Below are 12155 nucleotides of genomic sequence, written 5' to 3' on the forward strand. Positions count from 1 at the left end.
TTAATGTCGGTGAATGTTCTTAACTAACCAAGTTTCATATTCAGGAGTTTGGCCTTTCATTGCGCTTGTGCCCATATGGCATACGTGTATTTCATGATGCGCCAGATCCCTGTACTTAGTTAAGAACAGCGGATATCATAAATCGCCTCCGGGATTGTAATTGTCCGGGTCTATTTCCGCGCTGAGTTCAGCGCGGATTTTTTAATATAGACCTTAGTGGACTTTGCTTTCCCATACGTTTAGGGCGGAGAATGACGTTTGTTCATTCTCCGCCCTTTTTGCGTTTTCCAGGAATATGTTTCAGCGCGTCAACTGAAATCCCAACTCAAATTCAAGGAGAGATTACGCATGAATGAAAACACATTAAACAGTTTGGGCTATCCACAAATTCAAAAAAACGTTGCAGACTGCGCCCTGTCTTATCTGGGCAAACGTTATGCCAGAGAACTAAAACCGATGGTAGATGCTCACCTGATCCAGCTCCGGCTGGAAGAAACAGCTGAAGCGGCTGCGTTGATTCGCTTCGGGGCCAGTATCCCCCTCCCTTCACTCGACGGAATGGAAACGATTATGGATCTGCTTGGCACCGGTTATCTATTCAGTGAACGCGACTTCAGTCATCTCGCTCAGTTCCTGCGGAGCTGTGCCCAACTTATGAAATACATGGAGGGCAAATCCGGGGCCGCTCCCACCGTCAGTCGTTATGCAGCATCCATGATTCTGATCGAACCTTTGCTAAGTGAGATCGAGCGCTGCATCCATAGTGGACGCATTCAGGATCAGGCGAGCAAGGAACTGATTCGTATTCGTAAAAAAATAACGGTGAATGCGGAACGCATGAAACGAAAGCTTGATTCTCTAGTGAGTAAACATCGCTCCATCATGCAGGAGCATGTCATCAGCCAACGCGGAGGAAGAACAGTTCTGCCCATTAAGAAAGAGTTCCGTAAACAGGTGAAAGGCAGTGTGCTTGATGAATCCGGGAGCGGGCAAACCGTATATATCGAACCTGTTGAATTAGTAAGTTTACAGATGGAATTGGCCGCTCTGCAAGCGGAGGAGTCCCGAGAGGAGATGAGAATTCTCGGTGATTTAACCTCCCTGGCCGAATCGTATAACCGTGAAATCGCACTCAACACCGAAACGGTAGGTGTATTGGACTTCCTGTTTGCCAAAGCCAAATATGCGGCCACCATGGACGGACGTACCGTTCAAGTCAATACTCAGGGCCACATTAGCCTTCAACGTGCACGTCATCCGTTCATGGGTTCTTCCATGGTTCCCCTTGATTTTGCAATCGGCAGAACTTACTCGTCGCTCATTATTACTGGACCGAATACCGGGGGTAAAACGGTCGCACTCAAAACACTTGGTTTGCTAACCTTGATGATGCAATCCGGTTTGCTTATTCCGGTGGAGGAAGGTGGCGAGATGGCTGTTTATAACGAAGTAGCGGTTGATATTGGTGACGGGCAAAGTTTGGAACAAGCGCTCAGTACATTCTCAGCACATATTCGCAATATGATTGGCATACTGGAACAGGCCAATACGTCAACTCTGGTGCTCATTGATGAGATGGCCTCCGGCACAGATCCCGGTGAAGGTGTTGGACTTTCTATCGCCATGCTGGAGGAACTTCACAGCCGCGGAGCAACCGTTGTGGCGACAACACATTTTGGTGAAATCAAACATTTTGCAGCTGCCACACCAGGATTCGAAAATGCCCGCATGGAATTTGATACCGTTTCTCTCCAGCCGCTGTATCGATTGCGTATCGGAGAAGCTGGTGAAAGCTATGCTTATTCCATCGCATTAAAGCTGGGCATGCCACAGCGAATTATCGAGCGATCCAAGTCCCTGTCAGATCAAAGTATTTCAAGAGATCGTACATTCGTGTTCGCGTCATCTCCTTTGGAAACACCGGTCCTGACGCCTGATCGTTCCGTTGCAGAAGCAGACGGCCCAGCAGAGTTATCCAAGTGGAATCAGTCAAAGCAGTCGAAACAGTCGAAACAGTCAAAGGATTCAATCGGTCTCAACAAAAAGACAACAACCAGAGAGTCGGATTCTCCTGCTCCTGCCAAAACGTTTCGCAAAGGAGATCGGGTGTATGCGGCCTATCTTAATCAGTCGGGCATCGTCTGTGATGTCGAGGATAGCCGTGGAAATATCGGGGTCATGCTCAGAGGACGCAAAGTCAAAATCCATAAGAAACGCCTGACTCTGCATATATCTGCCAATGAGCTTTATCCAGGTGACGATTATGATTTGGACATTGTGCTAGAAACAAAGGAAAATCGAAAGAAGCGTAAATTGATGGGACGCAAACATGTGGAAGGCCTTCAGATCGAATTACCGCCTGAAGAATAGCCGATGGGAGAAACAGATGTAGTGGAATGGTAGTCATATATACACAGTGAATTCCATAATCACCAGCATATTTCTGTTATACTGGGACCAGTATGTTTAACTTCAGCTCGTAGCTATTCACAGGGAGGGAAGAACCCAATGTCTGCAGAACAAGACAATCAAGAGCGCAGCAATATCGATGTTCTTGTCTGCCCATTATGCGGGGAAGCTAATCGCTGTTCCTATGCCGCAGGACATCCGCATTCGGAATGCTGGTGTAACCGGGCTACTTTCCCCGAAGGTGTATTTGACCGTATTCCGGCAGAGCAGCGCCGAAAATCGTGCATATGTCAACGCTGTTTGGATGACTATACCGATAAACACCAACCAAAAGAAGAGCCACACAGTTAACAACTGTATGGCTCTTCTTCATTATGCATCATCTATACTGTTAGCTGGCTAACACTGCTCTTACAGTTGGTTATACTGGGCAACAGCCTGTTCCAGCACCGGATGATGCTCATCCATGGACGTATAATGATGGAGTGCAGCCACAATCCCCTTCTGGCGGATCATGTCCTGCAGTTCAACTGCTTCCGGATCATCGGAGACATCGAATTTGCAGGCAGCTGCCATGCCCATAGCCAGATAAGTCGTTTCGGTTCCATCCGCATAGGCCTGAAGGGCTGGGCGAACCAGACGATCATTCGGAGACAACTTACGCAGCGGGGAACGACCAACACGAGTAACCTCATCGGTGAGATACGGGTTGACGAACCGTCCCAATATTTTGACAATATACTGCTCATGCTCTTCTGGGCTGAATCCAAATCGTTTCACCAGAACTTCTCCGGTTTCCTGCAAGGCACCATATACAATGGATTTCACCTTTTCATCGGCAATAGCCTTCTGGATCGTGTCATACCCATGCACATTACCGATGTACGCAGCAACGCAGTGTCCTGTGTTAACCGTGAACAGCTTCCGTTCGATATACGGCTCCAGATCATCGACATATACGATGCCCTCAATCGGTTTGAATGCAGGAGCCATCTGGGAACGATCCACTACCCACTCGTAAAAAGGCTCCACCTGTACATGCAACGGATCTTCATGCTGCTGAATAGGCACGATCCGGTCTACAGCTGAATCTGGAAAATAAACGTACTGATCCGCAAGGGAACGTACCTCTTCACTGAGCAGAGCATATACATGCTCTTTCAATTGTGTACTGGCTCCAATGGCGTTCTCGCAAGCAATAATGTGAAGAGGGTTTTGAGCAGGACCGGAACTCAGTCTTTTCTCAAGTCCCTTCGCAATACCTGGTGCAATATGCTTCAGTACGTCCACGCCCACTGCGGTTGTAATCAGATCAGCTTCCACCACGGTTTGGGCAACCGTCTCCAGCTGGGTTCCATCGATTGCATTTACACCTGTAACGGTCTCCTGATCCTTGCTCTCGTTAGCCAGTTCCACCGTATACTGCCCCCGTTGCTGGAGAGCTGTTACCAAGGTCTGATTCACGTCGGAGAAAATCACCTCATACCCTGCACGGGAGAGAATCAATCCGATAAACCCGCGTCCAATGTTACCTGCGCCAAAGTGTAGGGCCTTCATAGCTCCATTTCACTTTCCAGAATAGCAATAACTTCTTCGGCAGTTTTAGCCAGGCGCAGAGCCTCCATATTCTCATCCTCAGCACAGATCACCGCGATGCTAGTCAAGATCTCCATATGTTCTCCGCCTTGAGCCGCGATACCAATGACCATATAGGCTTTTTCTTCGCCAAAATCAACACCTTGTGGATACTGAATGACAGAGATACCTGTGGATAAAATGAAAGCTTTGGATTCCTTTGTACCATGCGGAATAGCCAGGCCGTTCCCTACATAGGTCGAGACAATCTCTTCACGTTCAATCATCTTCTCAATGTAATCAGCGGTAATATGTCCCGCATCCTTCAGAATCTGTCCTGCCATACGAATCGCTTCGTATTTGTCCTGAGCCGTCGCATTCATGATGACTTTATCTGTTGTTAACATACTCATAATGGTTGACCTCCAATTTCGATTTTACTGCGATAAAATCCAACCAGTTCCTGGGACAGGTAATGAATGAGTTCATCCCTGATTCCCTTTTCCAGCAATGTAATCATTTCTTCCTGTAATAACAGTGCGCTGATCTCACTGAGAACCTCCAGGCTTTCCTTGGATAATTCTCTGGGACCAAGCATCAAGAGGATATGGGTAACTCCTGCCGGATCATCCGGCGTACGAAGGAGTGGCTCCGCGAGCTGAAACAAGCTAATGGACGGCCTGTAAATTCCCTCACTGCGTGTATGAAATAATGCAAGTCTTGTGCCGGGAATCTTCTGACTCCCCACTGCTTCACGTGCCTCCAACCGTTTTGCGATCTCCCCCGGTTCCTTCAGCACACCAGATCCATGGAGTACGTTGCACATCGCATATACGGTTTTATAGAAACCGATATCTTGGTTATCCAACGGATACACCTGAAACTTGCCAATAATTCGGACGATTTCAACTAAAATAGCTTCCATTCCATCCGGGTCCGAGTAACGACTTGTCGTCTGAACCTCGGCTTCACGAGGCTTGTGATGCTGTCGTTGTAACGTTGTTGTTCGGATAAAATGACGCAGACGTTCGCTCTCTTCAGCCGTAAGCAGTGGACTCACTTTGTAATACTGATGCTCATCCATCGGCAGATCAACAGTGGATAACACCAGATCATATTGATCTGTAGGTATCCGGGCAGCTTCATACCAGGACACGCTGTCCATGATCCGAATCTCAGGAATCTCCTTGGACAGTCGGCTGGAAAGCATGCGTGATGATCCAATTCCGCTTGTACACACGATGATTGCCCTGATCTCCCGTTTCAATGCACGTAACCTCTCAATGGAAGCTCCAAAGTGCATGACCAGGAAACCAATTTCCTCATCCGGAACGTCTGTGCCTGGCCAAGCTTGATGCACGGATTTTTTGACCTCTTCAAAGAGGGAATCATAATCCTTGCGAATCTGCTGCAGTAGCGGATTACGAATCATCTGTTGTCCTTCAATTCGCTCCATTACAGGTTGCATATGACCAAGTAGACCTTCTCGAAGCAAACGATCCTCATGAAAGGCATAATGCGTTCTCGCTTGCATCTGATCAATCAGTGAATGTACCCTGTCTAGTAAAATCAAGTCGTCTATTGGCAACAGCCGCGAAGAATGAATCCGCTGCTCCGTCTCAACTAATAGTCTGTGAAAATAAGCTTGCTCATCTTGGGAGAATGTCAGCCCCAGCTGGGTCGATAACACACCACACAAGCGGGAAGCCATATAAGGTGGAACCTTCATCTCATCCTGCTCTGCGACTTCATCTCCCTTGTTCTCCAGGGGAGGTATACGGCCAATGCCAAAGCCTTTACGAATACGTACAACCGCTACGGATAATTGAATCAGCAACTTCATGTATTGGCGTTCCGGGATGTTCTCCAGCCATTCGATATCTGGTTGCCATAACGCATTTTCGACCGTAAGTACATCACCATGTCCAATCATATCCAACAATTTTTGGTTTACGATGGAGCCCCCTTGTTCAGGTTGTCTTCCGAACAGGTCGGATTCATCCAAAAATTCGAGAGCAAGTGCAGCTATGGCTGTGCGATGAATCGTCTCACTTCCGTTAATCTTGACGCCATATCCACGTCTGCGAACCAGCTTTAGTCCCGCCTGACGAATCCGTGACTCCAGATCGTCCAGATCAGTGGTTACGGTTGATACGGTCACTTTCAGATCCGAAGCCAAGGCGAGTAACTTTACAGGCTCCGGTTCATCCAGCAGGATACAAAGCATGAAGAGCTTACGCTCTTCTGGCGTAAACTCTACATATTCTTTACCCTCTAGTTGCTGGCGCAATACAGCCAGATCATCGGAACTGGCATCGATTCGGATACCGGTTCCTGATTTTTTTTCCAGCTTCATGCCCAAAGGTTCAAGCCATTGTTCAATCATTTGCAGCTCCCGGTGAACCGTTCGGGTACTGACCTTTACTTCAACGGCGATTTCGCCGGCAGTGACTTCATGTGGATGCTCCAGCAGGAACTCCACGATTTCACGTTGTCTTTTGGTAATACTCATATCTCAGCCTCCGGCTCAGGGAAAACAAATGCGTGCAATTACTTCAGACGTTCAACGAGCGCATCGTATTCCGGGCTTTTTAGGAAGTTGTCGATGGATATATGTTCTGCGTTCGGCGCAACGGAGCGGGCACGATCGGTCAATACTTGTTGTGTGATCACCACGTCTGCATCCGGCGGGATATCACTGATAGCCGTATTGGTCACCGTAACGTCAATCCCCTCTGCCTTCATCTTCTTGCGTAGAATGGAAGCACCCATGGCACTTGACCCCATGCCTGCATCACAGGAGAAGACAATTTTCTTCACGTCTGTTTTGACTGTAGAAGAAGCCATATCTGCGGCTCTGTCTGCTTCACGTTGATTAGCCGTAATACCAGCGTTTGGCACGGTTCCTTGACTCTTCATGTCTTTCATCCGACTGGATGCGGACTCCAGATCTTCGTCCTTTTGTTTACCCGTTTTCAGCAACACTGCTGCAACCAGGAAAGAAACGACGGCTGCTACAAGCACCCCTGCGAACATCGGCAGGTATCCACCTTTTGGTGTTAAGAAGAAATACGCGATAATACTACCCGGTGATGGTGCTGAAACAAGTCCTGCTCCGGTGAGCATGAATGTTAATGTACCTGCGACGCCACCCGCAATTGCAGCAAGAATCAGAATCGGTCTCATCAGAATGTAAGGGAAGTAGATCTCATGAATTCCCCCGAAGAAATGAATGATTACGGCACCCGGTGCAGAAGATTTGGCCATTCCGCGTCCGAAGAAACAGTAAGCAAGTAAGATACCAAGTCCCGGACCCGGGTTTGATTCAAGCATGTATAATACGGATTTCCCTAATTCTCTCGCTTGATCTGTTGCAATTGGTGTAAGAATCCCGTGGTTGATTGCATTGTTCAGGAACAATACTTTACCTGGTTCAATGATTAGGTTGACCAGCGGCAGCAAACCAAGATTCATTAAGCCCTGTACACCGGCAGATAATACTTTGCTAATCGCTTCTACAGCAGGCCCGATGCCCAGTAGCGCAAAAATCCCCAAGATCCCGCCAATAATACCGGCTGAGAAGTTGTTAACAAGCATTTCAAATCCGGCTTTAACTTTACCTTCAATCGATTTATCGAATTTTTTGATAATCCATGCGGCCAGTGGTCCGGCAATCATGGCACCTAGGAACATCGGAATATCACTACCCACGATGACCCCTATGGTCATAATGGCACCCACGACACCACCACGCTGACCATGCACCATCGTACCCCCGGTGTAACCAATTAACAGTGGCAGCAAATATTTGATCATCGGATCGACTAGCTGCGCAAGCGTCTCGTTAGGGAACCAGCCTGTTGGAATGAACAGAGCCGTAATTAATCCCCAGGCGATGAACGCTCCCATATTAGGCATGACCATACCACTCAGGAATCGGCCAAAACGCTGAACACCTACCCGTAGCCCACCTTTGGAATTGGACGATTGGTCCAAATTACTCATTGTATTATCCTCCTTGGATCAAGTGATTATGATTTATGAAAGGGGTATCATTTCTCCCCTGCTGTAATCCTAAGCGAGAATGCTCTCCTGTTCAATCAAATGAAAGCGTACTTTCGTCATGAACAATGATGACAACATTAGGTTATGTAATCGTTTTAATTGATGCATAATGGCTGAACCCATTGGTACACAAGGCTTTTCTTGCCTATGACTTTTGTCATTTCCAGAATCATTTTCTAACCTATAGCTTGGTCCAATCAGGTGATTTACATCCACAATCTGCTTCAATCCACATTCAAAACCATTCTTGGAAAGCACAAAAAACCTGTGCAAGCATCCGGCTCACACAGGTCGAAACAATATGAAGCTCATTTCATTTGGTTATAAAATATATGTTAATAAGTACAAGTTCGTTGATGCTATTCTTCCGTATGTTTACGATATGCGTCTGCATTCATCAATGTAGACAATGCTGCTGTCAGATCTCCCTCAACACGGATCTCAATCATCCAGCCTTCCTCGTAAGGAGAGCTGTTCACAAGTTCAGGGGAGTCCTGCAACGAATCATTCACTGCAATAATTGAACCTGTGACGGGAGAGAACAAGTCCGAAACCGTTTTGACCGATTCGATCGTTCCAATGCTGTCCTCTGCTTTTACATTGGTTTCAAGGTCAGGCAATTCCACAAACACAATATCACCCAGCTGATGCTGCGCGAACTCGGTAATGCCAATACGTACAGTATCCTCCCCTACGGTTTGCACCCATTCGTGCTCTTCACTGTACAGGAAATCACTTTTCAATTCGCTCATCGATATCCGCCTCGCTTTTCATTAATGAGTACATGCGTTCTTTGACCTTAACCTTTTTCCCAGAACATAGCGTATGATATTTTTGAATCAAATGTCAAGATACCTCACAATTTATTTGCTGAACACCTCTAAATCCTGTAACCGGATTACACTCTTTCTTCATATACTGGTGAATATTAGAATAGTAAGCGCAGTCTTTCTAAATACACGAACGATAACATTAAAAATAAATTAAATATTCGGTTTTTAATCATTATCTATGATATCGTTCTTGACATCGGTAGTGGATTCACGTTTTAATGAGAGGAGTAAATGTGTTTATTGGACTATGTTATACCCGCGGATGAATGTAAAGGGAGAGATTACCCGTGACACCCGATTCGGGATGTGCATGTGGTAACGCCGAAGGAGTAAACCACCGATAAGCGGGGGTGAATCTCTCAGGCAAAAGGACTTTTACGGGACGCAACTCTGGAGAGCATCTATTCGCCCTGTGCGGGCGTTATGATCACCCAAGGGGAAACCTGCTGCACATCGTAGCGGGGTAACTCTCAGGTACAAGGGACAGAGCCTTAGAATACAGCGTGCTACTTGGCATGCCGATTCTTTGGCCTGTCCTTTTCCTTTTTCCCAAAAAACGAAAAACAGGATGTAGAACGGCGCTGCCATAGCTGCCCTTACCATACTTATGTGATGAAAATATCTAGCTGAAAATTTAAAAATACCCTGGTTCATTGATCCACGATTGTATATCCGGCCGGCTGACGGCCTATGACGAGGTGATTTGATGTCCGATTTGCTTAGAACACCACTCTTCCCACTGTATCAGCAATACGAAGGCGTACGGTGCATTGATTTTGGAGGCTGGGAGCTTCCGGTACAATTTAGCGGAATCCAGAAAGAACATGAAGCAGTACGCGAGCGCGCGGGACTGTTCGATGTATCCCATATGGGCGAATTCACAGTACAGGGTGAGCAGGCTGAAGTTTTTTTGCAACAAATGATGACCAATGATGTGACCACGCTGGTTCCCGGTCAAGCCCAGTACACCCTGATGTGTTATCCAAATGGCGGTGTGGTGGATGATCTGCTCGTGTATAAGCTGGAAGATCAGCATTATATGCTTGTGGTTAACGCCTCCAACATCGACAAGGATTGGGCGTGGCTGCAAGAGCACTTGATCCCCGGCGTAAGTATGACCAACGATTCGGAGCAAACGGCGCTGCTCGCCTTGCAAGGTCCACTGGCTGTAGACATTATCGGGAAAGTTACAGATACGGATGTAAGCTCGATTGAACCGTTTCGTTTTGTGCAGGATGCTGAAGTATGTGGAGTAAAATTACTGTTGTCCCGTACCGGATATACCGGTGAAGATGGCTTTGAACTATATGTTCCTGCGGACCAGGCTGCTGTGGTCTGGAATGGATTAATGCAAGCCGGTGAAGGTCACGGACTTGTACCGACAGGCCTCGGTGCTCGGGATACACTGCGCTTTGAAGCAAAGCTCCCTCTGTATGGACAGGAATTGTCGGCAACTATCTCTCCACTCGAAGCTGGCGTAGGTATGTTTGTAAAGCTGAATGCAGGACCTTTTATCGGACACGAAGCCTTGTTACAGCAAAAAACTGACGGGCCCGCCCGCAAACTGGTCGGCATCGAAGTGTTGGAGCGCGGTATTCCCCGCCCCCACTATCCGATTTACGCCGAAGGCGTACAGATTGGTGAAGTGACAACAGGCACGCAATCACCTACATTGAAGCGTAATCTGGGGCTTGCCCTCATCGACAGCAAATACGCTGCGCTGGGAACCCCGCTTGAGATTGAGATCCGCGGCAAGAAACTGAAAGCGGAGGTCGTGAAGACCCCTTTTCATAAACGGACACGTACGTCGAAGACACCTACTCAAGGAGCTGATCAAGCATGAGCAAGCACCGTTACATTCCCATGACCGAGCAAGATCAGAGCACGATGCTCGCAACCATCGGTGTGGATACGCTGGAGGATCTTTTTCAGGACATTCCGCAGGAGATTCGTTATCAGGGCGAGCTGCCCGTATCCTCCAAACTTGATGAATATGCGCTGACACGTCATATGTCCAAACAAGCTGGCGCCAACGCCAATTTCGAAACACACGCCAGCTTCCTCGGCGCAGGCATATACGATCATCATGTTCCTTCCGTCATCAATCATGTCATTTCCCGTTCCGAGTTCTACACTGCCTACACACCTTATCAGCCTGAGATCAGCCAAGGTGAACTGCAGGCCATTTTCGAATTTCAATCCTACATCTGTGAATTAACCGGTATGGCTGTAGCCAATGCCAGTATGTATGACGGTGCAACAGCTTTTGCGGAAGCCGGTAATCTGGCCGCAGCGGCAACTCGTCGCAAACAGCTCATCGTATCCCGTACCGTTCATCCGGAAGCCCGTCAGGTATTGCAGGCATATGCGCACGGACTCCGTCTGGAGATTGTCGAGATTGGTTATAAGGATGGCGTCACTGACTGGGATGCCCTGCAAACCGCCATATCAGACGATACCGCTGCTGTCATGATCCAGAGTCCGAACTTCTTTGGTGCCGTGGAAAATGTGAAGCAGGCTGCCGACCTCGTGCATGCGCACAAGGGCCTGCTCGTTGTAAGTGCCAACCCGCTATCGCTGGGTCTGCTGGAAGCCCCAGGCAAGCTGGGTGCCGACATCGTTGTAGGTGATGCGCAGCCCCTCGGCATCGCCGCTTCACTCGGCGGTCCAACATGCGGATATTTCGCTGTATCCCAGCCTCATATGCGCCGAATTCCTGGCCGAATCGTAGGCCAGACCACGGATCGCAACGGCAAGCGTGGTTTTGTACTCACACTGCAAGCACGTGAACAGCATATCCGCCGCGAAAAGGCGACATCCAACATCTGTTCCAACCAAGCTTTGCTTGCACTCAGCGCATCTGTGTATATGTCCATCATGGGTAAACTGGGTATGATCGATGTCGCGGATCTGAATTTGCAAAAGAGTCATTACACCCTGAATACATTAACTGCAATTCCTGGAGTTAACCTTACTTTTAATGCACCAACATTTAATGAATTCGTGATTAAACTTCCTGAAGGAACAGACGTGAATGCTCTTCAGTTGAAACTGCTGGATGCGGGCTTTATTGGTGGCTACGAACTTGGACGTGATTATCCGGAGCTTGCCGGACATATGCTGATTGCTGTTACAGAACGGCGCACTAAGGAAGAGATTGACGAATTCGCACGAGCATTGGAGGGATCGCTGTGACTCAGGAAACGACGACAACGACAACATCGGTACAAGGACAATCGGAAGCGAGTACAGCTGTCTCCACTTCGGCTCAAT

At 47.9% G+C, this 12155-nt stretch carries 9 protein-coding genes and 1 riboswitch; of the genes, 4 read left to right on the forward strand and 5 right to left on the reverse strand.

The window, feature by feature from the left end; genetic code table 11:
- Positions 1–348: 348 nt before the first annotated feature.
- Together MHI12_RS23220 and MHI12_RS23225 are read left to right on the forward strand one after the other, a co-directional pair.
- The gene (locus MHI12_RS23220; protein WP_405170467.1) at positions 349–2370 is read left to right on the forward strand and encodes an endonuclease MutS2; all 2022 of its coding nucleotides are present in this window, start codon (positions 349–351) and stop codon (positions 2368–2370) included.
- A gap of 138 nt (positions 2371–2508) precedes the next feature.
- The gene (locus MHI12_RS23225; RefSeq protein ID WP_082762842.1) at positions 2509–2760 is read left to right on the forward strand and encodes a cysteine-rich CWC family protein; all 252 of its coding nucleotides are present in this window, start codon (positions 2509–2511) and stop codon (positions 2758–2760) included.
- A 60-nt stretch (positions 2761–2820) separates the two neighbouring features.
- On the opposite strand, the gene MHI12_RS23230 is transcribed toward MHI12_RS23225, so the two are convergent.
- The 5 genes from MHI12_RS23230 to gcvH all read right to left on the reverse strand — a co-directional run bounded on the left by MHI12_RS23230 (position 2821) and on the right by gcvH (position 8801).
- Positions 2821–3966: a mannitol-1-phosphate 5-dehydrogenase gene (locus MHI12_RS23230; RefSeq protein WP_405170468.1), complete on the reverse strand. Its 1146-nt coding sequence runs from the start codon at positions 3964–3966 to the stop codon at positions 2821–2823.
- The gene (locus MHI12_RS23235) at positions 3963–4397 is read right to left on the reverse strand and encodes a PTS sugar transporter subunit IIA (protein WP_017686856.1); all 435 of its coding nucleotides are present in this window, start codon (positions 4395–4397) and stop codon (positions 3963–3965) included. Before MHI12_RS23235 ends, MHI12_RS23230 begins: the two co-directional genes overlap by 4 nt.
- Positions 4394–6496: a BglG family transcription antiterminator gene (locus MHI12_RS23240; RefSeq protein WP_405170469.1), complete on the reverse strand. Its 2103-nt coding sequence runs from the start codon at positions 6494–6496 to the stop codon at positions 4394–4396. The genes MHI12_RS23235 and MHI12_RS23240 overlap by 4 nt, the downstream gene beginning before the upstream one ends.
- Positions 6497–6534: 38 nt before the next feature.
- Complete coding sequence (locus MHI12_RS23245; RefSeq protein WP_036617026.1) at positions 6535–7989, reverse strand: PTS mannitol transporter subunit IICB; 1455 nt, start codon at positions 7987–7989, stop codon at positions 6535–6537.
- Between the two features lie 419 nt (positions 7990–8408).
- Entirely contained in the window at positions 8409–8801 is a 393-nt protein-coding gene (gcvH, locus tag MHI12_RS23250) for a glycine cleavage system protein GcvH (RefSeq protein WP_047844042.1), read from the reverse strand.
- 343 nt (positions 8802–9144) lie between these two features.
- Positions 9145–9267, forward strand: a riboswitch (glycine riboswitch).
- Between the two features lie 321 nt (positions 9268–9588).
- On the opposite strand from gcvH, the gene gcvT reads away from it, so the two are divergent.
- Entirely contained in the window at positions 9589–10725 is a 1137-nt protein-coding gene (gene gcvT, locus MHI12_RS23255; protein ID WP_405170470.1) for a glycine cleavage system aminomethyltransferase GcvT, read from the forward strand.
- A complete protein-coding gene (gene gcvPA / locus MHI12_RS23260) occupies positions 10722–12077 on the forward strand; it encodes an aminomethyl-transferring glycine dehydrogenase subunit GcvPA (RefSeq protein WP_405170471.1) in 1356 nt (451 codons plus the stop codon). The genes gcvT and gcvPA overlap by 4 nt, the downstream gene beginning before the upstream one ends.
- Positions 12078–12155 lie beyond the last annotated feature (78 nt).

The sequence above is a fragment of the Paenibacillus sp. FSL H8-0280 genome (assembly GCF_045040665.1).
Classification (GTDB): Bacteria; Bacillota; Bacilli; order Paenibacillales; family Paenibacillaceae; genus Paenibacillus; species Paenibacillus xylanexedens_A.

What these genes read in the sequence shown, in the direction of transcription:
- MHI12_RS23230 (WP_405170468.1), bottom strand. Translation starts at nt 3,966, where the DNA reads ATGAAGGCCCTACACTTTGGCGCAGGTAACATTGGACGCGGGTTTATC.
- MHI12_RS23245 (WP_036617026.1), bottom strand. Translation starts at nt 7,989, where the DNA reads ATGAGTAATTTGGACCAATCGTCCAATTCCAAAGGTGGGCTACGGGTA.
- MHI12_RS23225 (WP_082762842.1), top strand. Translation starts at nt 2,509, where the DNA reads ATGTCTGCAGAACAAGACAATCAAGAGCGCAGCAATATCGATGTTCTT.
- MHI12_RS23240 (WP_405170469.1), bottom strand. Translation starts at nt 6,496, where the DNA reads ATGAGTATTACCAAAAGACAACGTGAAATCGTGGAGTTCCTGCTGGAG.
- gcvT (WP_405170470.1), top strand. Translation starts at nt 9,589, where the DNA reads ATGTCCGATTTGCTTAGAACACCACTCTTCCCACTGTATCAGCAATAC.
- MHI12_RS23220 (WP_405170467.1), top strand. Translation starts at nt 349, where the DNA reads ATGAATGAAAACACATTAAACAGTTTGGGCTATCCACAAATTCAAAAA.
- gcvH (WP_047844042.1), bottom strand. Translation starts at nt 8,801, where the DNA reads ATGAGCGAATTGAAAAGTGATTTCCTGTACAGTGAAGAGCACGAATGG.
- gcvPA (WP_405170471.1), top strand. Translation starts at nt 10,722, where the DNA reads ATGAGCAAGCACCGTTACATTCCCATGACCGAGCAAGATCAGAGCACG.
- MHI12_RS23235 (WP_017686856.1), bottom strand. Translation starts at nt 4,397, where the DNA reads ATGAGTATGTTAACAACAGATAAAGTCATCATGAATGCGACGGCTCAG.